Below are 24,693 nucleotides of genomic sequence, written 5' to 3' on the forward strand. Positions count from 1 at the left end.
CTAAAGGTATTCTAACCAATACATTTAGTACTTATGATTCAAACTTTAAATGAAAGCTAGGAGAGGAAGAAATGAACGAAACAATAAGTTTGAAAGAGTTATTTGTTATATTGAGAAAACGGTTGGTTATGATACTCGTAATTGCAATCGGTGCGGCACTTGTAAGTGCAATCGTGAGTTTCTGCTTTATGACACCAATTTACCAAACTTCAACGCAAGTACTTGTTAACCAAAAGAAACAAGATGAGCAAAATATTCAATATAACGAAGTGCAAACAAATTTACAATTAACAAATACGTATAAAGGAATTTTAAAGAGCCCTGCCATTGTGAATCAGGTGAAAGAAAATTTAAAACTGAATATATCAACTGATGCATTAAATAAAAAGATTAATGTAGGAAATGAGAAAGATTCGCAAATTATGGCTATTACGGTACAAGACAAAGATGCAAAATTAGCTCGTGATATTGCAAACACAACAGCGGAGGTATTCAAAAGTGAAATTGCGAAAATTATGAGTGTTGATAACGTAACAATCTTATCAAAGGCAGAAGTAACAGAAGGACAATCTCCAATTAAACCTAACAAAATGTTAAACGTAGCAATTGCATTTGTTGTTGGATTAATGGCTTCTGTCGGCCTTACATTCTTACTAGAGTATTTAGATAATACACTGAAAAAAGAAAAAGATATTGAAAAATTACTGGGTGTACCGGTTCTTGGAATCGTTTCTCATATGGAAGAAAACGAGTCTAAAAGCTATAGTTTATCAAATACAAAGAGAGTAGGGGGACATACAATTGGTTCTTAAGAAAAAAGCAATCCGTGGACGTCGTCAGCTTATTGCTTATGAACAACCGAAATCATCTATTTCAGAGCAGTATCGTAACATTCGAACAAATATTGAATTTGCATCGGTTGATAAGAAGATTCGCTCTTTTATCGTAACATCTGCAAATCCAAGTGATGGAAAAACAACAACAGCTGCTAACCTTGCCATTGTCTTTGCACAGCAAGACAAAAAGGTATTACTAATCGATGCGGACTTACGTAAACCAGCATTACATCAAATGCTGCAAATCGATAATATGATTGGTTTAACGAATGTCTTAACGCGTAGTAAAACGCTTGAAATATGTGTGAAACAGACAAAGATTGGTAACTTAGATTTTTTACCATGCGGACCAATCCCGCCGAACCCAGCGGAATTACTTGGCACAACCTCAATGAAAGATTTGCTTTTAGAAGCATACGGTATTTATGATCTTGTGATCTTTGATGTAACGCCGGTTTTACCAGTTGCAGATGCGCAAATTATGGCTAATCAATGTGATGCTTCTGTACTTGTCATTCGTAGTGGAGCAACAGAAAAAGATTTAGCATTGAAAGCGAAACAGGTATTAGATAGCGCAAAGGGGACATTACTTGGTGCAATTTTAAATGATAGAGAAACCGATAAATTAGAGTATTCCTATTATGGTTCTAATTAAACAGTATAGAAGAAAAGGTGAATATTTGCTTTTTCTTCTATACGTTATGTGAAGAAAGGATGAAAAAGGATGATCGATTTACATTGTCACATTTTGCCTAATCTTGATGATGGTGCACAATCAATGGAGGAGAGTGTTGCTATGGCAAAGGCTGCATGTAAGGAAGGTATTCATACAATCGTTGCTACTCCGCATCATCAAAATGGTGTTTATATCAATCCAAGAAAAAGTGTTCTTCGTCAGGTAAAGAAGTTAAATGATAGATTGAAAGAAGAAAAGATAAATTTAACCATTTTACCTGGTCAAGAAATCAGGTTATACGGAGAGTTGTTGGAAGATTTTGAATTTAAACAAATTGTTACGATGAATTGTACTGATGTGTATACATTGATTGAATTTCCGGCAAACCATGTCCCACGCTATGCAGAAAAAATGTTATATGAATTACGTGTAAGAGGAGTTACACCAATTATTGCACATCCAGAGCGGAATACAGAATTTATTGAATATCCAGATATGTTGCATAAGCTCGTCAAGCAAGGAGCATTAACGCAAGTTACTGCACGAAGCGTAACGGGGAAATTTGGAAAGAAAATAAAAAATTTTTCATTACAACTTATCGAACATCATTTAACACATGTAATCGCATCGGATGCTCATAACATAACAACACGTTCTTTTTACTTACAGTCTGCATATGAAACAGTGGAAAAGAAATTTGGAATTTCTACGTCGTTTTATTTAAAGGGAAATTCTGATTTGTTAATAAAAGGAATCAAAATCTATCCGAAAGAGCCACAAAAAATAAGGCGAAAAAAAATATTAGGTCTCTTCTAAAGAAGAAACGTGTTGGTGATGTCTCCTAACCAATATCAATGGAGACACTCGGTCACGCTGTGGGTAGAAAGTAATACCTTAGACGCCTGTCGTCAAAAGTGTGATGTGAGGTCGGGTTAGATGCCCATTATTATTATGGATTATCTAAAAATTCTAGCTATACCTTTTATGAAGGTAGAAGGGATAGTTAGAGTTTTTATTACACATAAATTTAGGAGGCAATACAAATTGAAACAAGTAAGAAAAGCAATTATTCCAGCAGCTGGACTGGGTACACGATTTTTACCAGCGACAAAAGCAATGCCGAAAGAAATGTTACCTATCGTTGATAAACCAACGATTCAATACATTGTTGAAGAAGCAATTGCATCGGGAATAGAAGACATCATCATTGTAACGGGCAAAGGAAAGCGTGCGATTGAAGATCACTTTGATCACTCTTTTGAACTAGAACAAAACTTACTCGAAAAAGGGAAGTACGAGATGCTTGAAAAAGTACAAGCATCTTCTAAAATCAATATTCACTATATAAGACAAAAAGAAGCAAAAGGATTAGGACATGCAGTATGGTGTGCGCGTAAATTTATTGGGAATGAACCGTTTGCGGTATTACTTGGTGATGATATTGTCCAAGCAGATACTCCTTGTCTACGTCAATTAATGGATCAGTATGAAACTACAAAATCATCAGTAATTGGTGTACAGACGGTATCAGAAAATGAAACACATCGCTACGGCATTATTGATCCACTGGAACAAAAAGAACGCAGTTATCAGGTGAACAAGTTTGTTGAAAAACCGGCGCAAGGAACAGCACCATCAAACTTAGCAATTATGGGACGCTATGTCTTAACACCGGAGATCTTTATGTTCCTAGAAGATCAAGAAACAGGTGCTGGCGGAGAAGTTCAATTAACAGATGCGATTCAACGCTTAAATGAAATTCAACGTGTCTTTGCATATGACTTTGAAGGGAAACGTTATGACGTTGGAGAAAAATTAGGATTTATTCAGACAACAATTGAAATGGCCCTGCAACATGAGGAGTTAAAAAATGAGCTTCTGAAGTATATGAATGAACTTGTACAGAAAGAAAATGTACATGCATAGAAGATGAGGTGGAAGAGCGTTGACCTTAATGAAGGAATCAAGTGGGGACAAAAAAAGAAGCGAAATACTTGCTGCTGAAGAGGGAAACCCAAATAAGCTGTATCTATTTATGAAGCGCTTAATGGACATAGTAGTTGCATTAAGTGGCCTTATTTTTCTTTTACCCATTTTTTTAATCGTTGCATTACTTATTAAAATGGAAGATCCGAAAGGTCCAATCTTTTTTAAACAAGTTCGTGTTGGAAAACATGAAAAAAAATTTGAAATGTATAAATTTCGCTCAATGATAACGGATGCAGAAGAAATATTGAAAGAATTATTAGAACATAATGAAGTATCTGGGGCAATGTTTAAAATGAAAGATGATCCTCGTGTTACGAAGATAGGTAAGTTTATTCGTAAAACCAGTATTGATGAATTACCACAATTATTGAATGTACTAAAAGGTGATATGAGTTTAGTAGGTCCTAGGCCACCGTTACCAAGAGAGGTAAAAGAATATACTACTTATGATAAACAGAGGTTACTAGTAACACCTGGGTGTACTGGAATCTGGCAAGTTACGGACAGAAATAGTGTCGGCTTTAAAGAGATGGTTGAATTAGATTTAATATATATTAAAAATCGTAGTTTAGGGTTAGATATTAAATTAATATTAAAGACTGTGTTGGTGTTATTTGGATCTAAGAATGCTTTTTGATAGCATTCTTAGATATTTTTTGTAATTCAAAATAGAGTTTATTTGAAAAGGTTATGGCATATGCTCTAACTTGTGTTCAAAAATAGAATGATTGCAAGGGAGATGTTATTAATATGAATATAGCGGTAGTAGGAACTGGTTATGTAGGGTTAGTTACAGGTGTAGGTTTATCTGAAGTTGGCCACAATGTTATTTGTATAGATACAGATAAGAAAAAAGTAGAGCAAATGAGAAGTGGAAAATCACCCATCTATGAGCCGGGCTTAGACACTTTAATGATAAAAAATATTGATGCAGGACGTTTAAAGTTTACTACAGACCATTCTATTGCATTTGAAGAAGTAGATGTTATTTATATAGCAGTAGGAACTCCAGAAAATGAAGATGGAACAGCAAATTTAACATATGTAAATCAGGTTATTAAACAAATTGCTCAAAATATTAGGAAGAATATTATTGTAGTAACGAAGAGCACAGTACCAGTAGGAACTAACCATCATATTAAGAATAAATTAAAGGAAATCTTACCATCTAATATTAAGGCTGAAGTGGTATCGAATCCAGAATTCCTCCGTGAAGGTTCAGCTGTATACGATATATTTAATGGTGATCGTATTGTAATTGGAGCAGATTGTGAAAAGGTATCAGCAATAATCCGCGAAGTTAATGAACCATTTGGTATTCCTATATATGAGACTGATACTTGCAGTGCAGAAATGATTAAATATGCATCTAATGCATTTTTAGCTACAAAAATTAGCTTTATTAATGAAATTGCTAACGTATGTGAAAAAGTAGGCGCAGATGTTGAGAAAGTAGCAGTAGGGATGGGGCTAGATAGTCGTGTGGGTAACCAATTTTTAAAAGCAGGTATTGGATACGGTGGTTCTTGTTTCCCTAAAGATACAAAGGCTCTTAAGAAAATTGCAGAAAATGTAGAATATGATTTTAGTTTATTGAGTGCAGTAATTGAGTTTAATAATAAACAACAATGTAGACTACTTGATCAAGCGGTAGAGGATTTTGGTACTTTGGATGGGAAAAAAGTAGGTATATTAGGACTAGCTTTCAAACCAAATACGGATGATATTCGTGAGGCAGCATCTTTAGTCATTGTTCCAGAATTAGTAAAAATGGGAGCCCATGTAAAGGCCTATGATCCAATTGCATTGGATAATGCAAAAAGATTTTTACCAGATACAGTAGAATATGTGAGCGAAGTCATTGAGGCTATTAAAGATACTGATATTGTATTTATCCTAACAGAGTGGGATGAAATAAAATCTATGTCGCTAGAAATATTCAAAAATGAAATGAAAGAAGTAAATATATACGATGGTAGAAACTGTTTTTCAATAGAAGATGCTCGAAATCGAGATATAAGGTATCGTTCTATAGGAAGAGTATTAGTTGATAAAAAACATGTATGTGTTTGATTTAATTAATATAAAAAGTAAAAGAATAAAAAATAGCAAATAAGCCATCTTACTAATTTTTTAGGGAAATCGAGTGAAAGAGGGAGCGCTTTGAAAATATGTTTCGCAGCTTCATCAGGAGGGCATTTAGAGCAATTAATGATGCTGTATCCGATGATGAAAAAGAATGAGAGTTTTATTTTGACAGAAAAAACAAATTATCAGTTTAACTCAAGAGATATCAAGCATTATGATGTAGTTCAAATTAATAGAAGAGAGCTTACTTTCTATTTTAAATTTATAATTTTATTTGTACAAACTTTAATAATTTTGTTAAAGGAAAAACCTGATGTTGTTATTTCAACCGGTGCATTGGCAACGGTGCCAATGTGCCTGTTGGCTAAGTTATTTAGGAAGAAATTAATATTCATTGAATCTTTCTCTAAAATAACTTCACCAACTATTACAGGAAAATTATTGTATAAGCATGCAGATTTATTTTTAGTGCAATGGGAAGATATGAAAAAGTTTTATCCCGACGCCAAGTACGGGGGTGGAATATATTGATTTTTATTACAGTAGGTTCCCAAAAATTTCAATTTGATAGACTGTTAAAAGAAATTGACTGTTTAATTGAAGAAAAAAAATTGAATTCTGAAGAAGTATTTGCTCAAATTGGCTATTCAACATATGAACCGCGTTATTATTCATATCAAAAGTTTTTAAATAAGGAAGAGCTTCTGAATATAATAGATAAAAGTGAAATAATTGTTACCCACGGAGGAACAGGATCTATTATTAATGGAGTAAAGAAAGAAAAAAAAGTTATTGGTATTCCTAGAATGATGGAATATGGTGAACATGTAGATAATCATCAACTTGAAATAATAGAGCAGTTTAAAAACTCCAATTTAATATACGGAATTTCTGATGTTTGTGAAATTGAAAGTGCATTAAAGTCCGTAAAGAATATGGAATTTAGAAAATATGAGTCTAATACTGAAAATATTATAGGTATATTAGAGAATTTTTTAATAGGAAATTCAAATGTACCTAAAAATTTTAGTGGAAATGAAATCTAGAAATAATATTAGAAAAAAGGTGAATCAATGAATGTTATCATGATCGGATCTCACTTAAAAGTAACAGGTGGGATTACAAGAGTGGTGAAAAATTATATGCAAGCTGGCCTTAACGAAAAAATAAATTTAGAATATTTCCCAACTTATTATGGTAGCAATCATGTCTTAAATATCATATTCTTCATATGGCAATATACAAAGTTATTTTTCCAACTGAATGTATTAAGTCGTAAGTATGATGTAGCACATATTCATATGTCTTATAGAGGTAGTTTTGTCCGTAAGAGAAAGGTTATAAATTTATTGAATCGTAAAAATATCCCTATCATATTGCATATGCACGGGTCCCAATTTAAAGATTTTTACAATGAAAGCTCGGATAAGGGTAGGGGACAAATCGTTGATACGTTAAATAAAGTCACTGTTATAATCGCTTTAGGAGAACAGTGGAAAGAATACTATGAATCAATCTGTGAAACGGAAGTTGTGTCATTAGACAATGCAGTATTTCCAAAACAGGTATCCAATGATTATGAAGAAAGAATATACATCACAACTATGGGAGTACTTTCTGAGAGAAAAGGGACATATGATTTGATTGAAGTTGGTGCGAAATTAAAAGGGAAAATAGACAGCAAATATAAGTTTGTACTAGCTGGTGATGGTGAAATTGAAAAAGCTAAGAAAAAAATCAATGAATTGGAGCTAGATGATTTGTTTATTCTTCCTGGTTGGATATCAGATGACAAGAAAATAGAAGATATTTATCGGAAAAGTATTATATATACATTACCATCATACAATGAAGGTATGCCTATGTCTATTTTAGAGGCAATGAGCTATGGGCTACCTGTTATATCTACTAATGTCGGATCTATTCCTTCTGTAGTTGAGAAGGAAAATGGATTTATTACTAAGCCCGGGGATATAGATGAGTTGAAAAATAATATTATCTTCCTATTAAATAATAGTGAAATAAGCAATTTAATGAGTAAACGTAATATTGAGAAAATAAACTCGAATTACAATGTTTATAGTTCTTTAGATGAAGTTGTTTCATTATATAAAAGAATTATCAAGAAATCATAATCAACGTTATAGTTGAAAATTTTAGTTAAAGTGAGTTGAGCGTAATGCCCGGATTTTTTGGCTTTATTTCAAATAGAGAAGAGATACTAGATAATGATATTAATATTTATGATATAGTTGATGAAAATCAGTATTTAATTGAAGAGGAAAGAAAAATTAATACTTCAATGTTATATGGGAAATTTTTCAGAAATGCAGTTAAGAAATTTGAAAAAGATAGAGCCTTTTATGAAGATCAACATAATTTTTCTATATTAGATGGTGTAATTTTAAATAAGAGCGATTTATATAAAGAGTATAGTGTTAATGAAGACAGAATAGAGATGCTATTAAATAAGATGTCTAATGCAGAACCCAAAACGTTTTTTAATAAGTTTAGAGGAAGTTTTGGAGGAGCCCTTCTTAACAAAGACGAAAACATCTTTACACTATATACAAATCATGTGGGAGATAAAGAGGTTTTTTATTATACTCATGAAAAAGAGAACACACTTTATTTTGCTACTGAATTTGAGGTGCTTATAAAGCTAGTTTACAAAAAAATAGGTAAAAAATTCCTTCTTAATCATAATACTGCTTATAGTTTAATGACACACTCTCATGCATTGTGTAATGAAACTTTGTTTGAAGGTGTATATAGGCTAACACCAGGGCACTATATTGAGTATTCAACAAGCGGAATTAATAAAAAATGCTATTATGTTTTAAGGAATAATCCTATTGAGATTTCAGAAGAAGAAGCATTGGGGAAAATAGATGTTCTTTTTAAGAATGCAATTAAGAGAGCATTCGAAAAAGATTTAGAGTATGGTTATAAACATTTGGTAGCATTAAGTGGTGGATTAGACTCTAGAATGACCGCTTGGGTTGCTCATACTATGGGATATACAAATATGCTTAACTATACTTTCTCTCAAACTGATTATTTGGATGAAAAAGTACCCAAGCAAATTTCTGACAGATTAAAAACAGAGTGGATGTTTAAAGCATTAGATAATGGAACGTATATTTATAAATATTTTAATGAATCTGTCAAAATATCAGGGGCAAGGAGTCAAGGATGCACTATTGCTCATACATTTAGTATGATTAGTAATATAAATTTGGAAAAATACGGAATAGTTCATACAGGACAACTTGGTGATGCAATAATTGGAACTTATTATGATAAGGGCGAACGAAAAAAATTCATGCCGGGCGCAGGCGCATATTCTACTAAACTTATCGATAAGGTAGAGTACGATGTAGATAAGGCATTTCATTTAGAAGACCAAGAAATCTTTAAATTTTATAATAGGGGATTCACAGGAGTAAATACTGGCTTAAAGCCTATGTTCCAATACACTGAGACAATTTCTCCATTTTTAGATATTGATTTTATGGAATTTTGCTTAACTTTACCACTAGAGTATAGAAGAGGGCACAGAATATATATTAAATGGATAAATAAATATTATCCGGAAGCAGCAGATTATATTTATGAAAAAGTAAAAGGTAAAATAAATAAAAAGGTCATAACTGTAAAAGGGGTTCCGGTTCCTTGGACGAGCATTCCAGCAGCAGGTATTAAATTAGTTAAAAATAAACTAGGTTTAAAGTTAAATTCGAAAAATCATATGCATCCGATGGATTATTGGTATAGAACAAATAAATACCTGAAAGAATTCTATGAAGCAGGGTATGGTCAGAACATAGATTTAATACAAGACGCGACATTAAAAAATGATTGTGAAGATTTATTTAGAAAAGGTAGTACACTTGAAAAAGACCAAGTAGTCACGTTTTTAGTATTTGTGAACCAAATGAATAAATATATCATGTAATTCGGATATTCTAAAGAAAGAACGACTAACTTTATAATAGAATAGGAGAATTACAGTGAAAATAATGCATTTGAATTCTGAGTTGTTTCTTGGTGGTGGCTTAGAAAGAATAATTGTTGATTTAATGGTAAAAAATACTGAAATTCCTCACTATCTTTGTGTTATAAATAATAGGTGGAGTCACGAATGTATAGAAATACTTAATAAAGACTCCCTTTTATTATGTAATAGAAAAGAAGGAACCAGAAATCCCATTATAAATATTGGCACTATCTATAAAGCCTGTAAGTTTATAAAGAAAAATAAAATTGATGTTGTTCATTGTCATGATACGTTTAGTTTAAAGTTTGCATACTTGCTTAAGAAAATTACGAAAGTAAAAGTGGTATTTACTGTACACGATACTAAGATATATAATGAAGCAAAAAATAAGTATCCTGTTGATATGTATATTACTATTTCCAAAACAGTCTATAACGTTGTGAATAAATACGTTCCAAGAGAAAAAATAAAGTTAATTTATAATGGGGTAGACCTTGAAAAGTTTAGTGGTAGTCGTGAATTGCGTGAAAAAAATAGAGAAGTACTTAATATCGCATGTGTTGCCCGTATTATGCCAGAAAAAAAAGGTCAAGATATTTTAATTAAAGCACTTAATATTTTAAAGAATCAGTATGGGTTTGCTAAATTTAATTGCTTTTTTGCTGGAAGCGTGGCAGATCCTAAATTCATTAATGAATTAAATGATTTAATTGTAGAATATCATTTAGAAGAAAATGTTGAATTTCTAGGCAATGTAGAGAATATAGAAAAATTATATAAAGACATAGATATTTTTGTTTTGCCATCTAGATATGAAGGATTTGGATTAGTAGTAGTAGAAGCTTTAGCAGCTGGTTGTGCAGTAGTTGTTAGTAAACTTGAGGGACCTCTTGAGATTGTAAAAGAAAATGAAGAGTATGGTTTATATTTTGAAAAGGAAAATCATCAAGAACTAGCCCAAAAATTATATCGTTTAGCATATGATAAAGATTATCGCCAGCGGTATGAGAGTAGTAACGAAACTTTAGAATATTTAAATCGTGAATATTCTCTAGACAGAATGATTCAGAGATATAACGAAGTTTATAGAGGATTATGTACAAACTAAATATGAAAAATGAAGATAAAGGTATTTTTATATGAAAAGTTTAAAGGTTAATTTAAACAAGTATGTCAATCATTCCTTATTTAAAAATCTTAGTATCGTATTCTTAGAAAGTATTATTACAAAGGCATTGAGCTTTATAAGTATTTTAATTCTATCTAGGCAACTTGGTCCCGAAGATTATGGTAAATATTCATTTGTGTTTGTCACTGTAGCTTTTTGTAGTGCATTCTTTGATTTTGGTATGGAGAATACAGCAGTAAGATTTTCAGCAAAAGATAAAGGGAAAATGCAAAGTATATTTGGTTTGTATTTTTTTACAAAAATAATTATTACTGCAATAGTAATTACAGGATTAATTTTATTTGGTAGCCATATTTTTTCTAGCCAAGGTAAAGATGAAATAATTCAATATATCCCATATTTAATCGTGGGATATGTAGGAGAATCAATTTTATTTGTTAACGATACGTATTTACAAGCCATTCAAAAATTCAAGTTGAGAGCATTCATTAACATATTTAGGTATCTTACTTTAATACTTATAGTTTTAAGTTTACTTTTAAATAATATGTTGTTATTGAAGTATGTATTTATATTATACTTCATCCCAATTATAATCTCTTTACCATTTGTATTTAAGTATTTTAAATTTATTAAAATTTACTTTTCTTCAAAATTTCCTCGAAAATTAATAAAAGAGATTGTTCATTATGAAAAGTGGATGTTAATGATTTCTATACCTAATAATGTTTTGGGTAGAATTGATTTCTTTATGATTTCTATTTGGGTTACTTATGAGCAAATTGGAATTTATAATGCTGCATTTCAACTATCGGCAATTGTTTCATTTCTACCATTTGCTTTTGGAAAAGTAATGCTACCTACAATGTCTGAACTAGATGAGAAAGAAGTAGTAAGAAAAACTAAGCAAATTATAAAGCCTACAGTGATAGTTTCTGCCCTTATGCTATGTATGGTACCTTTAGTACCTTTCATTGTTCCATTTTTTTTAGGAGAAAAATATTTAGGGGCAGTTTCTATTCTTCAAATAATGTTGATTTCGGCGATATTAGGATTTATTATTGTTCCTATTGAACAGGCTATTTATTCCTTAGGGAAGCCGATGTTTATTACCATAGGTAAATACATTCAAATGGGGGGGATCATAATTTTGATTTTTCTTACTGTTCCGTATTTTGGGGTGATTTGGGCTGCGATCAGTGTGGTACTGGCACGATTAGTATATTCGACAATATTAATAAAAATGTATTTAAATTATAAAAATAAATATATATTGAATGAAATCGAGTAAAATCCTCTGAGGGGAATTTTGTATTGAATAAGTATTGTTTAGTAGATTTCGAATTGGCTAAATGCATTTTTGTTTGCAAAAATACATTTAGTCTTAAATATTATTACTTTAAACGCCGAAAAAGTATTTTTCAACCTTTTAATCACGATCTGAATAAGGTGCGTGATGCAGTTTAATCAATTAGTCGTTAAAAAATAATTAAATATATAATTGATTTATTGTTTTAATAAATGGATTTCAATATATTATAATGTATGAAAGTGGGTGAGTAATCTAGTTCACCCTAAGCCAATATTATAAAATTTAAAACATTTTTCAGTTAAATATATTAAGAGGATATTGAGGGGAAACATGGAAATAACATTAAAACAAATTACTATTAATTTAGTTCTCCCACTAATTTCTATTATTGCATTTTCTTTTTTACTGGGAACAAATTATTATGCATACATTATATATTTGTTACTAGGGTTTGTTTTTTATTTATTAACAAAGTTTTTAGGATGGGAAATATCCTTTCTATTTATAATCCCAATACTTAGTATTTCGTTGGTTTTAACGGGGGATTTTTTCCTTCTTGATTTTTATAATAATAACGAGTTAAATCCATTAAAGATTCATCCCTTTTTGCTAGCATGGTTAGTTGTATTTTTTCTGTTTTTTATAGAAAATTTTTTAGCGAAAAGAATAATTTTTGATAAGGTCTTCCTATTGTGTATTTTAGTGCTTTTTATATTTTTTGGAGTTACTTTTATTACGAAAGGGATAGGTGGAATGTCATTAGCAATTCATAACTACCTTGGACCTATTTCATTTTTCTTGTTTTTTTATTGTAAAAAGCAAATAAACCTGAAAAAAGTTAATAAAGCAATAGATGTCATGATTTGGTGTTCGGTACTAATTGGATTACTAGGTGTTCTTGAATACTTTACAAAAACTAACATTTTCCAACAGCTTTATAGTGCTAATAATGCAACATGGTTAGATTCAGCATATAGAGAAGGGTACAGAATTAAAACAATAATTGGCCATCCATTAGATAATGCAGTATTCTTCCTTTTTTCAATGATCATTGTTCAAATGAGGGTTAAGGATAATAGAATAAAGTATGCTTTACTCTTATTATTTGTAATCGATATTTTGTTAACCGGTTCAAGAAGTATATTTGTTATATCATTTTTGGTGCTAGTATATAATGAACATAGTTTGAAAGATGGCTTGAAGAAGGCTAAGCAGTATTTTATTACTCTATGTACAATAGGGGTTACAATTCTAGTCACACTTAGCACATCTTTAGGATCTACTTTGATGAGTCGAGTAGGTAGTGCAGATGACTCTACTGAGGCACGTTTTATGTTAATGGACTATTTTATAAAACATTTGTCTTCATTCCAAATTATGGGTTTAGGTGGGGCGTCAGAGAACATTAATATAATAGGTCGATACAATACTCCTATAATTCTTGAAAACCCTTGGATTATTTTATTTTTCGATGTGGGGTATTTTATACTATTATACATTCTGTTGTTAATACTTATTTTATGCAGAATAGAGTACAAAGCATTAGCGATTATTTTGATTTTAGCACTTTCAGGATACAATTCATTTGGGGTAAAAAATAATGCTAATTATTTTTTATTCTATTTATTAACTTATGGATATATTTTAGCCAGGGAAAAAAAGTCTTCAGCTTAATTTATATAAAAAGTTAAATGCTTTATAAGATTAAGATAAGAAAAAAATACCGAATTATGGAGTGTATTCCGAGATTCGGTATTTTTTTTTCTTGTTGCACTTTACACTTACTTATACATTTATTACTGATAATAGTAAAACTGGTAATGGAAACTCTGTTGTGAATACACAGAAATTCATTCAAGCACTTTCTACTAGTGCAAAGGGTACTATAATTATGACTCAATCACCAAACCCAGTGTATGGTGTGAAGAATTATCCGAAAGCAATTGAGGCATTAAAGCAATTTCGACGCAAACTGGTTATATATATGTTGATTACTGGGAAGCATGGCTGGATGCAATAAAGGCTATTTTACCGTATTTACAAGAAGAATTTGGTTTTCCAAATGCAAAAGGACATGAAGTTTAGGCACAATATGTAATGGATTATTTTGTGGCTAGTAATAAAGGATATGTAAATAAAAGAAATTAATTTACTATTTTTTAAGGTATGCGTTTTATAGCATACCTTTTTGATTTGAAATTGGAGGATAATAATATGAATTGGAAACAAGAATTTAGTCGCTGGCTTTCATATGCAGAATTAGATGCAGAATTAAAAGAACAGCTAGAAAATATGAAGCAAGATGAGAAGAAAATCGAGGATAGCTTTTACAAAAATTTAGAGTTCGGTACAGGTGGTATGCGTGGTGAACTAGGTGCTGGTACGAACCGTTTAAATATATATACAGTTCGTAAAGCGACACAAGGATTAGCGAAATTTATTGAAAAATTAGGTGAAGAAGCGAAGAAGCGCGGTGTTGTTGTAGCGTATGATTCTCGTCATAAATCACCTGAGTTTGCAATGGAAGTAGCTGCTACACTTGGTGCACATGGCATCACAACATATGTGTTTGAAAGCTTACGCCCAACACCGGTACTTTCCTTCGCAGTTCGTCATTTAAATGCAGTAAGTGGAATCGTTCTTACGGCAAGTCATAATCCACCTGAATATAATGGCTATAAAGTATACGGTGAAGATGGTGGACAGTTGCCTCCAAAAGAGGCTGATGAGTTAATTAGCTACGTAAATGCAGTAGACGATGAACTAACAGTGGATGTAGCTGACGTGGGGCTATTAAAAGATATTGGATTATTACACATAATTGGCCAAGAAGTAGATGATGTATATACAGCAGAATTGAACAATGTCATTATTAATAAAGAAATGGTGCAAAAGGTTGGTAAAGACTTAAAAATCGTCTTTACGCCATTACACGGAACATCAAATGTTTCTGTACGCCGTGGTTTAGAAGAAGTTGGATTTACAGATGTAACGGTTGTAAAAGAGCAAGAGTTACCAGATCCAAACTTCTCTACAGTAAAATCACCGAACCCAGAAGAGCACGCAGCATTTGAGTATGCAATTCGTGACGGTGAAAAAATTGACGCAGATGTGTTAATCGCAACAGATCCTGACGCAGACCGTCTAGGAGTAGCAGTTCGCAATCACGATGGTGAGTTCCAAGTGTTAACTGGTAACCAAACAGGTGCATTAATGCTTGATTACTTATTATCTCAAAAGAAAGAAAACGGAACTCTTCCGGAAAACGGTGTTGTTTTAAAAACAATCGTAACGTCTGAAATTGGCCGTACAATTGCAAAAGCATATGGTCTAGATACAGTTGATACGTTAACTGGATTCAAATTTATTGGCGAGAAAATTAAGCAGTATGAAGAAAGCGGACAATATGAGTTCCAATTCGGTTATGAGGAAAGCTATGGTTATTTAATCCGTCCATTCTGCCGTGATAAAGATGCGGTACAATCTGTTCTATTTGCATGTGAAGTAGCTGCATACTACAAATCACAAGGAAAAACGTTATACGATGGTCTATTAGAAGTATTTAAGAAGTACGGTTTCTTCCGTGAAGACCTTGTATCATTAACGTTAAAAGGGAAAGATGGAGCGGAAAAAATCCAAGAGATGATGGCAACATTCCGTGAAAATCCTCCGAAAGATGTAGCGGGTTTAACAGTGATTTCAGTTGAGGATTATAAAGCAAGTGTAATTACATCTCTAAAAGATGGAAGTAAGGAAGAGATTCACTTACCGAAATCAAATGTGTTAAAGTATCAATTAGTAGACGGTTCTTGGTTCTGCTTACGTCCATCTGGAACAGAGCCGAAAATCAAGTTTTATTTTGGTGTAAATGATGAGTCTTTACAAAATAGTGAACAAAAGTTACTTACTATTAAAGAAGATATTATGAATCGTTTATAAAATATAAAAAAGAGTTCAGTTATACTTACTGAACTCTTTTTTTATGAAAAAATTCCAAATGAGTTAGTAACATACTGTTTGTAAAGGATAGAAGAGACGGTGTAGCAGGATGCATTAGTAGTCGTATATGCATGACATATTGAATAATGGTTATGAAATCATAGTAGTTGCTAATCTTTCTAATAGCTCAGTAGAATCATTAAACTGAGAAAAAATAACAGGAAAGCAATTTATGATGCAAAATGTTCAGTGGATTTAAAGGTGATATCGGAAACTTCGAGTAGAAGTTTTTTATATATATTGAAAAATTGTGATTAAACTATCCTACTTAGGATTGTTTATGATATATCTCAACAAACAAATTACAATAAGAAGGAGAAAAAAACATGAATTTTAAAGACATTATGAAAAAGGGTTCACTAGTTGCCACACTTGGCCTTGGCTTAACAGCATTTGCTGCGCCGGCTACACATGCAGATACGAATGGAAAAGAGGCTTCTCAAAAACTTGTAAATGCATTAAAAACTTTAAATCCCGATCATTTGGATTATTTATATGCATATTTACAAAAAACGAGTTTAACTGATCAAGAGCTAGCTCAAATTAATGCAAATGCAGCAAAAGTAAGTCAAATGCTTGCTGGTGTAAATAATGTAATGGATTTAACACATGCACAAAAAGTAGAAGCACTTCGTTTATTTTTAGAGAGTGCAACGCTTGCTCATTTACAAGTTGCAATTGTGGATGATAAAGGAAATGCTTTAGATCTTTTAACTTATAAGTTTAAAGGAAATGTATTAATTCAATTAAATGGTTTAGATGGTAAATTACTTGCGACTATTAATCCAACAAGGGATATGGTGAAAGCGGAAAATTTCCAAAAAATAGTAAATTCTTTAAAGGTAGCAATGGAAGCAAAACGAGAGCTAAATGCAACTGGTAAGTTCGTTCCAATGCCAAATGCTGAAATGCCAAATACAGCATCACATGAGCAAACATATATACTAATTGGTGGTTTAATTGTACTTCTAGGGGCAGCTGCAGTAGTCCCAGCTGTACGATTATCTCGTAAAGTAGAAGAAGCGTAATCCGTCTTATGCAAAAGAAAGCACGTAAGCGTAAGTCAAAATGGAGATGGGTAATCATTGGGATTCCCGTTTCCATTATTTTGTTTGGTCTTGGAATTGTTGCATTTTTTGGCTGGGAGTTGACGAAACAAACTGTATTATTAGCTCATACAGTTGTTACGCCATATAAACCTGTGGAATCAGAAAACGAGTTTAAACAAATTTGGTCCAAGATTCCGGATCCCGGGGAGGAACTTGGTGAATTGAAGTTCCCTTCCCTTTCGTATGAAGTTCCTGTTGTAGAAGGAACCCATCCGAAAGAATTGAAATCAGGAGTTGGACATTTTGCTGGGAGCATGTTGCCTGGACAAGGTGGAAATGTTGTGTTAAGCGGACACCGGAATACAGGTTTACGTAAGCTGAAGGATGTGAAGAAGGGTGATCAAATCAAGCTTGAAACACCGTATGGTGAGTTTGTATATGAAATAACAGAATTCAAAATTACTGGAGCGAAGGATGAGAACATTATCGTTCCGACTGATTATGAGACACTAACATTAACGACATGTTATCCATTCGAGTATATCGGTGATGCTCCAGATCGTTTTATTGTATATACGAAGCTAGTATCTAAGCCAAGTCTAGAACAAAAAATGTAGTTTAAAAATAGCCCAATTGCCAAAAAGGCAATTGGGCTATATTTTTATATTTTGGAAAGGGAAATAAATGAAATGAACACAGTTGCAATGGGAAGACTGATGAATGACCATGCAAATATAGGGTGGAGAAATGTTTCACCAAATGATGAAAAATGAATATGTGCTCTAGTATAGTTAATTACATTAAAATTTCCCGTGTAAATAAATAGAACTATCAAAACAAAAATAGAGCCCTACAAGAATGTAATGTTAATGTCACAAAATAAGATAGTAGACTTTGACACTCCCACCCCTAAAGGGGAAAACTAGCTAATGCCAGTAGGATGCTTGCTATCAAGGGCGAAATCCATTTCTGATATCGCTGACGTGCAAGATTGCGGTGTGCCATCACCACTCTCACGGCAGACCCTATAGGTTCGTGAGCTACGGTACTATGCCTCTACCGTACAGCTAGTTGCGTGTTCAAATGTTTTAGCGTCTTGTTCTTGACGACACATATCATTTTACCGATAGCGTGAGATAGTCTATCGAACCTCATACGATATCTTGTTTTCAAGGAACACATAGATGTTTTAAAGACTTGTTCTTGTCTATAGTTGAATTATAACTAAAAAACAAGTGTTTTTTTATGAAAAAGCGATACTTTCATCCCATGCCTAAAGGAGGATTAAATTCCTGCAGGATCTTTCTCGTATCGTGAAATCTGTAAGTACTTCTTTTAAAACTATTTATATAGGTATATTTCGTTAAAAGGTGGAGTGTACGAAAGCATTAAAGGAGATTATATAATGAATTTTAAAGATTTAGATTATGAATGGTTCAACTTTATAAACAATAAAGTGCAGCAATATCCATTGTTAGATAATGTAATGATTATATTTGCAGAATATGTACAATATGCTTTTGTGTTACTAATCATACTGTTATGGATAAAAAATAAAACTAATTTTCGTGTAATGGCTTTTCAAGCATCTTTTGCATTAACTTTAGCTTATACTGTAAATCGAATTATTGAATTATTTATTTATAGAGAGCGTCCTTTTATCTCACATAACATCAAACAACTCATAGATCATGCTGCAAATTCCTCTTTTCCAAGTGATCATGCAACATCAGCTATTGTAATTGCAGCCACACTATTGCTATCTGCATATCGTTTTAAATACATTTGGTTTTTTCTAGCGTTAGGTGTGGCTTTTTCGAGAGTGTGGGTAGGGGTACATTATCCTTTTGATGTAATTGCAGGGATTGTACATGGTTTATTGATAGCATTATTTACTCAATATGTTGTCTTCAAAATACGACCGGTTACTACATTAATTGCAAATTCTATTTTTCAAGGTAAAGATTAGTTTTGTGGGTTCTGGTGCAAAAATCTTGAAGTATATGAACATGGTCTATCAAACTTGGACATACTGATAGTACTACTCTATAAAAGGTGTGTGATTAGTATGAAAAAGGAGAATATATTTAAGTGGAAACATTATTAGCCAGATATCATCTTGTTAACTGTACGATGGTACCTACGGCACAATTTAAGTTTTCGTGATTTGATGGAAATGATGGAAGAACGGGGATTATCCTTGGCTCATACTACAATCATGCGTTGGGTCCATAAATATGGACCGGAGTTAGATAAACTATTTCGACGCTATCTCAAGCAAACGAATGATTCTTGGAGAGTAGATGAAACATACAGAAAAGTAAAAGGGCGATGGATGTACCTATATCGTGCCGTTGTTTCTGAAGGAAACACGATTGATTTTTATCCCAGTAAATCTAGAAACTATAAGGCAACAAAACGGTTTTCAAGAAAGCTTTGCGGTCTTTTCATGTTTCAAAACCTCTTGTAATCAAAGTTGATAAAAATCCTGCTTATCCCATGGTTATCACAGGAGTGAAGAAAGAGAAAGAGATAACGTTAGGCATTCAAGTCAGGCAGGTAAAATATCTAAATAACATCGTAGAACAAGACCATCGTTTCATTAAAAAACGTATACGCTCTATGTTAGGACTTAAATCTTTTCGTACAGCTACATCTATTCTTGTAGGAGTGGAAGGCATGCTGCATATTATAAAAAAAGAACCGGTTGATGTACAGAAACAGCCTGTTCAAAATCAAAAACAATTCACTCATCAATTATTCAGATTAACAGCGTAAAAAAGGATTCCGGTAGGAATCCTCATTATTCTTTGAAATGCATCCTTTATTTGCACCATAACCGAGTGTAGTCTCATTTAGAAAACTTTGTGACAGAACCTTTTAGATAAATTAAAGGAAATAAAAATGTTAGCAAAAAAGAGAAAAAGGGCGTATGGAGCATACCGGGTTATGTTGACGAATCAAAACACAAATTAAATCGAAAAGATGATACAGTATAAATTCTGAAAAGGTAGAATTATAAAATTTCATTCACCGTATTATTAATATAATAAAAATACATTAGTTCACAAGGAGATGTTTAGTTTGTTGAATTATGAAAAAAATGCAGAAGTTTTAAAAGTATTAGCTCATCCAATGAGAATTAAAATTTTGAAAGAATTAATTACAAGAGGGGCATGTAATGTAAATCAAATTGTAGATATTCTTGGTGTTCCACAATCTACAGTGTCGCAGAATTTATCGAAGATGAGATCTCAGAAATTAATTAGGAATGATAGAAAAGGATTAGAGGTTTACTATAGTGCTCAGAACAAAACTATTAATTCCATTGTCGAAATATTATTAGATTAGAAACGTTACTGTTGCAAAGTTTTTAAAGAACAGAGTATTCTATCAAACAGTTGTATATTTTATGAAATTGTTAATAAATTTCGTAATTCACTGTACGCCGAAAAACCGAAATCTGGTCTCAGGTTTCGGTTTCATTTGTATAAAGCGTGAACGGCTTCGATTCCTTTGATTGTATGTGAAGCGTGCCGAAGATTTTGAAAACCTGCAGGTTTGTTTTTCTTTTTCCAAATCTGATAAATGTGATTTCCAAATTCATGAACCCAGTGCATAATAGTTGTTGGATGAACTGAAACACCACGTTCTTTTAAAATTTCAGAGACATCACGATAACATAAAGAAAAATGACAATAGTAGCCAACGGTTACTAAAATAATATCTTTTTTAATTGTTTTCCTTTAAAATATCTCATTTATGATTCCCCTCACTTTGTTTTGCAAAAGTTTAGCTTAGTTTTAAAGACTTTGCAACAAAAACATCCAGTATTATTAAATCCCCGGTGTTTATTATCCGCTATACAAATATGCAATTTTTCATATTTGTATAGCGGATAACATTTTACATAATATTACTTCATTATTTTACAAACATTTTTAAGGTACTCATCCAAACTGTGAATTTTCAATATATAGGTCGCTGTTACGCAGGATAAAACATAAAAAAGTACTTCCTTCTATTTTTTACCTTTGCGCATGGTCAGTTTATTTGATGGTTATAAAATTATATTGAGATATTTTATCGTTATGTTTTTTCAGATTTAATAATATATAAACTGTGTTTAATTTAGTATCACTATGCTAGATTAGATGTTTACGTTCAAAAGAAATAAATGTTTTAATGTAAATATCAACTATATATCCATTTTAAATTTTGGACATACCTATCTACTATGCAGAATACAACACGACCGCTACTTACTTTTTCCTTCTTTTTACGGATAGGAATAAGTCAATTTAAGCATAGTAAGAGGCTGATTAATCGTATTAATGTTATGAAAAAATATATGGTTATACAAGAAACTTGGCGTTTCATATGACCGCTAGGATGGATTGAAATGAAAGGACTGATTAATATGGATAGAATAAAGAAGCGTAGAGTACAAAAACCAATGAAAGTATTGATGACATCTGCTGTTTTGACAACGACATTATTTACATCTATCGGTGTAAATAGCTTGGGCGTTCATGCTGAAACGGCGCAAACTGCAGCGCAATATGAAGAGAGGAAGTTTGAGCTTCCAAGTACAGGACATTATATAGGTGAAGCAAAAAGAGAAATAAGAAGGGAGCAACGAAACTATGTGCCAACAGGAATCTATGTAAAACCGAATGAACAAGTCACAATTGAAGTATCGGGACTATTGGGATTGGACAAACTTGGCGCAATTATTGGGACACGTGAATATGATAAAGAAGGGGGAAAAGCATTTCGTCTTTCTGCTGGTTCTAATACCATCACCTCTCCAAACGGCGGTTTATTAGGGTTTGATAACACTGAAGGGAAAGGAACTGTTAAGGTGAAAGTAACACAAGGCGGGAGCCCTGTTCCATTCTTTGAATTAGGGAAGCATACGAAAGAAGACTGGATTGCTATGATGGACAAATATCCAGATGCTCATGCTGTACAATTGAAATCCAAACGAGCGGTACTTACTGTTACTCGTGATAGTGCCAAGAAATATATTGTGGATCAAGATCCTGTTCCTCTATTAAAAAAATACGATGACATGATCCTAGCACAAGATAGAATATCAGGGCTATCTGAAACAAGTTCTAATCCGTTACATCGTTCAACTCGCCGTCTTTGGAATTTCGTGGGAAATCCTAACAATCCACCAGGAATGTACATGTATGCAAGTCAGGATGGAGCCGTATTTACTAATACTTATGACGCAATGGAAAGTACTTTAAATGTAAATAAATTGGGATGGGGACAAATGCATGAAGCAGGACATTTTAGACAACAATACCCTTGGATGTGGGATGGAGTGACTGAAGTCACTGTTAATATATACTCTTTAGCTTCACAAAAACAATTATTCCCAGGCCAACCAACACATTTAGAAAAAGAAGGGGATTATGATAGAGCACTTCAATACTTAAAACAAACAGATAAAGAATATGAAAAGATTGATGACTTGTTCGTGAAACTTGTTATGTTCTGGCAACTTCATTTAGCATATGGTGAAGATTTCTATCCAAACCTTCACAAACTATATCGAGAGTTACCAAAAGACAAACTTCCAGAAACGAATGAAGATAAAATCCAAGCCTTTATTTATAATACATCGAAAGTAGCGAAACAAAATTTACTTCCATTTTTTGATCAATGGGGACTGAAAGCATCACAAGAAACAAGAAAAAAAGTAGAAGCTTTAAATTATCCAACATTAAATTCCCCTATATGGGAAGCGACGGATGCGAAACCTGTTAAACCACTGGCTACGTATAGTACAAAAAAATAATGCAGATTGTGATCAGAAGGGGCTATTCTTTAGGGGTAGTCTCTTTTGCATGGCGAAATTTTTGTTTTCTGCAATATGGTTTTATCCCTATCAAGTAGACAGTGTTAAAAAGACTAAGCAACCATCGAGATTCGATATTCTATCGGAGCTCGATGGTAGAGTCGTTTTTGAAACCGTTTATAGTTATGAAGATAAATATATTCTTCAATTGATTGTATTAGGGGTACGGAAACAATTTAGGGAATGAAGTGTCACACTGGTATCTCCTTACATAAAGTTTTGAGGAATGCTCTGACAGATCTAAATCTTCCCCATATAATTAAAAAAAGAAAAGTCCATTTTGAATTCTTTTTTTTATGTACGTGAAGGGGCACTCTTTGAAATAGTTTTATTTTTTATATCTCTAAAAATACAAGAAGCCTCCATATGTATCAAAAGGTACAGTTTTAGTTGCTGCTATTACGTGTCCATTTTGAGGACGGGTAAACGATACCCCATTATTAACCTATCTAGAACCACTAAATGATGTTCCGTTAAAATTATAAACATTTAAACCTAGAGGCGTTACAATAGTTTTTTTAATATTACCATGAGAGCCAACTAAAGTATTCGGAACAAGAGACTGACGTAGTTTTGCTATTTCTTCTTTAGTATAGTTTTTGATTAGATTTCCGTCTTTGTCGTAAACGTCTATAAAAGGTATTTCATCACTTACTTCATTGCTGTTTACTGTAGATTCAGAGGAGGGTAAAGTTTCACCGAGGGCGATTGTTGAAGGCAAGATTATTCCTGCTGTTAATGCAGATACTCCTACTTTAGCTAAATATTTTCTATTTATAACATCATCCTCCAATTACCTGAGATGTATTGTTATTTCAATTAGACTTACTATATTGGGAAAGAACTAAAAATTTGGATATAGGATTCTTTATTTTTAAAATTAATAAAGATTTTAAAGAAATTCATCCCCTAGCAAGTAGCTAGGGGAAATCATCAAACCGCTATTGATTTTATAATTCTATTTAGGAGGTTTTAGGTACTATTACATCTTGATTGGGTAATGAAATTGCTTTTGTTAAAGGGAGTTTTATATAGGTTTTCACAGGTTTTCTTATCGTATAATGTTTTAAGAAGGGAGATTAAAGTTATGAATTCTCGAAATCAATATAAACGTCAAATATCATTTCTATTTAATTTAGTTCATTCAGCCTACCGATATTCACAAAAAGCATATCGTAAAGTTGATGAAAAGGAAGATAGAGATTATCAAGCATCGCTTGCATTCGCGGTAGAGGCAAATACATTTGCTACAAGTGCACTTGTTTTTTATCACCAAAATGAGCTTTTATCACATCCTAAATACGATTCGTTTTTTGAGTATTTCCAAAACTATAATTTTGAAATACTACAAACAATAACTAAAAAAGATCCAAATATAGCTTTGCTTAAATTTAAAAATGAACAATTAAATGATTCATTTTCGGATATTGAAAAAATGGTAAACTTAACCTTAGCTGAACGTTCTTACTACGGTATTGACTAATCCTTTAATAAATATTATAAGGCGAAATATTTCTTCGGTAAGTTGAAAAGGTTCTTTTGCAAAATTTAAAAAAGCAGAAACAGGTATTGATAAACGAGGGAGAACTATTAGAAAGTCACTAATAATTTATGTAATTCCTTGTACGTTAAAAAAGCGCAGTTGGGCTGTGAAGTGACCCCAAAAAGTTAGACATATTATTTTATTAGGCAGCCCCTTTGGTATGTGTTCGGTATTGCACCGGACTCATACCTTTTAATTTT

Annotated in this window: 22 protein-coding genes and 4 pseudogenes; 23 read left to right on the forward strand and 3 right to left on the reverse strand. The window is 32.4% G+C overall.

What is annotated here, in order from left to right; translation table 11 throughout:
- Nucleotides 1–71: 71 nt before the first annotated feature.
- From ACQKNR_RS27385 to ACQKNR_RS27485, 21 genes and pseudogenes are all read left to right on the forward strand, one after another.
- A complete protein-coding gene (locus ACQKNR_RS27385; RefSeq protein WP_427322257.1) occupies nt 72–812 on the forward strand; it encodes a YveK family protein in 741 nt (246 codons plus the stop codon).
- On the forward strand, nt 802–1,491 hold the full coding sequence (locus ACQKNR_RS27390) for a CpsD/CapB family tyrosine-protein kinase (protein WP_427322259.1): 690 nt from the start codon (nt 802–804) through the stop codon (nt 1,489–1,491). The genes ACQKNR_RS27385 and ACQKNR_RS27390 overlap by 11 nt, the downstream gene beginning before the upstream one ends.
- A gap of 69 nt (nt 1,492–1,560) precedes the next feature.
- Complete coding sequence (locus tag ACQKNR_RS27395) at nt 1,561–2,328, forward strand: tyrosine-protein phosphatase (protein ID WP_427322261.1); 768 nt, start codon at nt 1,561–1,563, stop codon at nt 2,326–2,328.
- 228 nt (nt 2,329–2,556) lie between these two features.
- A complete protein-coding gene (galU, locus tag ACQKNR_RS27400) occupies nt 2,557–3,438 on the forward strand; it encodes a UTP--glucose-1-phosphate uridylyltransferase GalU (RefSeq protein WP_427322263.1) in 882 nt (293 codons plus the stop codon).
- Between the two features lie 19 nt (nt 3,439–3,457).
- Complete coding sequence (locus tag ACQKNR_RS27405; RefSeq protein ID WP_427322265.1) at nt 3,458–4,138, forward strand: sugar transferase; 681 nt, start codon at nt 3,458–3,460, stop codon at nt 4,136–4,138.
- A 113-nt stretch (nt 4,139–4,251) separates the two neighbouring features.
- Entirely contained in the window at nt 4,252–5,574 is a 1,323-nt protein-coding gene (locus tag ACQKNR_RS27410; protein WP_427322267.1) for a UDP-glucose dehydrogenase family protein, read from the forward strand.
- Nucleotides 5,575–5,664: 90 nt separating this feature from the next.
- Complete coding sequence (gene pssD / locus ACQKNR_RS27415) at nt 5,665–6,120, forward strand: PssD/Cps14F family polysaccharide biosynthesis glycosyltransferase (RefSeq protein WP_098624990.1); 456 nt, start codon at nt 5,665–5,667, stop codon at nt 6,118–6,120.
- The gene (gene pssE, locus ACQKNR_RS27420) at nt 6,117–6,635 is read left to right on the forward strand and encodes a PssE/Cps14G family polysaccharide biosynthesis glycosyltransferase (protein WP_427322269.1); all 519 of its coding nucleotides are present in this window, start codon (nt 6,117–6,119) and stop codon (nt 6,633–6,635) included. Before pssD ends, pssE begins: the two co-directional genes overlap by 4 nt.
- 27 nt (nt 6,636–6,662) lie before the next feature.
- Complete coding sequence (locus ACQKNR_RS27425) at nt 6,663–7,724, forward strand: glycosyltransferase family 4 protein (RefSeq protein WP_427322271.1); 1,062 nt, start codon at nt 6,663–6,665, stop codon at nt 7,722–7,724.
- Between the two features lie 44 nt (nt 7,725–7,768).
- Nucleotides 7,769–9,547 carry a hypothetical protein gene (locus ACQKNR_RS27430; RefSeq protein ID WP_427322273.1) on the forward strand — a complete coding sequence of 593 codons (1,779 nt, stop codon included), beginning with the start codon at nt 7,769–7,771 and terminating at the stop codon, nt 9,545–9,547.
- 64 nt (nt 9,548–9,611) lie between these two features.
- Nucleotides 9,612–10,697 (forward strand): glycosyltransferase family 4 protein, encoded by a 1,086-nt coding sequence (locus ACQKNR_RS27435; protein WP_427322295.1) that lies wholly within the window; start codon nt 9,612–9,614, stop codon nt 10,695–10,697.
- Between the two features lie 31 nt (nt 10,698–10,728).
- Nucleotides 10,729–12,009 (forward strand): lipopolysaccharide biosynthesis protein, encoded by a 1,281-nt coding sequence (locus ACQKNR_RS27440; RefSeq protein WP_427322275.1) that lies wholly within the window; start codon nt 10,729–10,731, stop codon nt 12,007–12,009.
- 351 nt (nt 12,010–12,360) lie between these two features.
- Complete coding sequence (locus ACQKNR_RS27445) at nt 12,361–13,704, forward strand: hypothetical protein (protein WP_427322277.1); 1,344 nt, start codon at nt 12,361–12,363, stop codon at nt 13,702–13,704.
- 118 nt (nt 13,705–13,822) lie between these two features.
- Nucleotides 13,823–14,115: pseudogene (locus ACQKNR_RS27450) on the forward strand (SGNH/GDSL hydrolase family protein); the annotation flags it as partial.
- A gap of 129 nt (nt 14,116–14,244) precedes the next feature.
- Nucleotides 14,245–15,969: a phospho-sugar mutase gene (locus ACQKNR_RS27455; RefSeq protein ID WP_427322279.1), complete on the forward strand. Its 1,725-nt coding sequence runs from the start codon at nt 14,245–14,247 to the stop codon at nt 15,967–15,969.
- A gap of 74 nt (nt 15,970–16,043) precedes the next feature.
- Nucleotides 16,044–16,174, forward strand: a pseudogene (locus tag ACQKNR_RS27460) (hypothetical protein); the annotation flags it as partial.
- Between the two features lie 181 nt (nt 16,175–16,355).
- Complete coding sequence (locus ACQKNR_RS27465) at nt 16,356–17,057, forward strand: cell wall anchor protein (RefSeq protein WP_427322281.1); 702 nt, start codon at nt 16,356–16,358, stop codon at nt 17,055–17,057.
- An 8-nt stretch (nt 17,058–17,065) separates the two neighbouring features.
- Nucleotides 17,066–17,695: a class D sortase gene (locus ACQKNR_RS27470; RefSeq protein ID WP_427322283.1), complete on the forward strand. Its 630-nt coding sequence runs from the start codon at nt 17,066–17,068 to the stop codon at nt 17,693–17,695.
- Nucleotides 17,696–18,483: 788 nt separating this feature from the next.
- Nucleotides 18,484–19,047 (forward strand): undecaprenyl-diphosphatase, encoded by a 564-nt coding sequence (locus tag ACQKNR_RS27475; protein WP_427322285.1) that lies wholly within the window; start codon nt 18,484–18,486, stop codon nt 19,045–19,047.
- 144 nt (nt 19,048–19,191) lie between these two features.
- Nucleotides 19,192–19,856, forward strand: a pseudogene (locus ACQKNR_RS27480) (IS6 family transposase).
- 306 nt (nt 19,857–20,162) lie between these two features.
- On the forward strand, nt 20,163–20,429 hold the full coding sequence (locus tag ACQKNR_RS27485; RefSeq protein WP_427322287.1) for an ArsR/SmtB family transcription factor: 267 nt from the start codon (nt 20,163–20,165) through the stop codon (nt 20,427–20,429).
- Between the two features lie 203 nt (nt 20,430–20,632).
- On the opposite strand, the pseudogene ACQKNR_RS27490 reads toward ACQKNR_RS27485, so the two are convergent.
- Nucleotides 20,633–20,838: pseudogene (locus ACQKNR_RS27490) on the reverse strand (IS6 family transposase); the annotation flags it as partial.
- Between the two features lie 642 nt (nt 20,839–21,480).
- Between ACQKNR_RS27490 and ACQKNR_RS27495 the strand changes: the two are divergent.
- Entirely contained in the window at nt 21,481–22,890 is a 1,410-nt protein-coding gene (locus tag ACQKNR_RS27495; protein ID WP_427322289.1) for a M60 family metallopeptidase, read from the forward strand.
- 113 nt (nt 22,891–23,003) lie between these two features.
- Here ACQKNR_RS27495 and ACQKNR_RS27500 read toward each other — a convergent pair whose 3' ends face one another.
- A complete protein-coding gene (locus tag ACQKNR_RS27500; RefSeq protein WP_427322297.1) occupies nt 23,004–23,126 on the reverse strand; it encodes an IS3 family transposase in 123 nt (40 codons plus the stop codon).
- Between the two features lie 269 nt (nt 23,127–23,395).
- Nucleotides 23,396–23,743 (reverse strand): hypothetical protein, encoded by a 348-nt coding sequence (locus ACQKNR_RS27505; protein ID WP_427322291.1) that lies wholly within the window; start codon nt 23,741–23,743, stop codon nt 23,396–23,398.
- A 294-nt stretch (nt 23,744–24,037) separates the two neighbouring features.
- Here ACQKNR_RS27505 and ACQKNR_RS27510 point away from each other — a divergent pair, with 294 nt between their 5' ends.
- Nucleotides 24,038–24,433, forward strand: coding sequence for a hypothetical protein (locus ACQKNR_RS27510; protein ID WP_427322293.1), 396 nt, complete (start codon nt 24,038–24,040; stop codon nt 24,431–24,433).
- Nucleotides 24,434–24,693: the final 260 nt, after the last annotated feature.

It is taken from the genome of Bacillus sp. NPDC094077 (genome assembly GCF_050279465.1).
In the GTDB taxonomy this organism is placed as follows: Bacteria; Bacillota; Bacilli; order Bacillales; family Bacillaceae_G; genus Bacillus_A.

What these genes read in the sequence shown, in the direction of transcription:
- ACQKNR_RS27385 (WP_427322257.1), top strand. Translation starts at nt 72, where the DNA reads ATGAACGAAACAATAAGTTTGAAAGAGTTATTTGTTATATTGAGAAAA.
- ACQKNR_RS27395 (WP_427322261.1), top strand. Translation starts at nt 1,561, where the DNA reads ATGATCGATTTACATTGTCACATTTTGCCTAATCTTGATGATGGTGCA.
- ACQKNR_RS27410 (WP_427322267.1), top strand. Translation starts at nt 4,252, where the DNA reads ATGAATATAGCGGTAGTAGGAACTGGTTATGTAGGGTTAGTTACAGGT.
- ACQKNR_RS27425 (WP_427322271.1), top strand. Translation starts at nt 6,663, where the DNA reads ATGAATGTTATCATGATCGGATCTCACTTAAAAGTAACAGGTGGGATT.
- ACQKNR_RS27430 (WP_427322273.1), top strand. Translation starts at nt 7,769, where the DNA reads ATGCCCGGATTTTTTGGCTTTATTTCAAATAGAGAAGAGATACTAGAT.
- ACQKNR_RS27435 (WP_427322295.1), top strand. Translation starts at nt 9,612, where the DNA reads ATGCATTTGAATTCTGAGTTGTTTCTTGGTGGTGGCTTAGAAAGAATA.
- ACQKNR_RS27440 (WP_427322275.1), top strand. Translation starts at nt 10,729, where the DNA reads ATGAAAAGTTTAAAGGTTAATTTAAACAAGTATGTCAATCATTCCTTA.
- ACQKNR_RS27445 (WP_427322277.1), top strand. Translation starts at nt 12,361, where the DNA reads ATGGAAATAACATTAAAACAAATTACTATTAATTTAGTTCTCCCACTA.
- ACQKNR_RS27455 (WP_427322279.1), top strand. Translation starts at nt 14,245, where the DNA reads ATGAATTGGAAACAAGAATTTAGTCGCTGGCTTTCATATGCAGAATTA.
- ACQKNR_RS27465 (WP_427322281.1), top strand. Translation starts at nt 16,356, where the DNA reads ATGAATTTTAAAGACATTATGAAAAAGGGTTCACTAGTTGCCACACTT.
- ACQKNR_RS27470 (WP_427322283.1), top strand. Translation starts at nt 17,066, where the DNA reads ATGCAAAAGAAAGCACGTAAGCGTAAGTCAAAATGGAGATGGGTAATC.
- ACQKNR_RS27475 (WP_427322285.1), top strand. Translation starts at nt 18,484, where the DNA reads ATGAATTTTAAAGATTTAGATTATGAATGGTTCAACTTTATAAACAAT.
- ACQKNR_RS27495 (WP_427322289.1), top strand. Translation starts at nt 21,481, where the DNA reads ATGAAAGGACTGATTAATATGGATAGAATAAAGAAGCGTAGAGTACAA.
- ACQKNR_RS27510 (WP_427322293.1), top strand. Translation starts at nt 24,038, where the DNA reads ATGAATTCTCGAAATCAATATAAACGTCAAATATCATTTCTATTTAAT.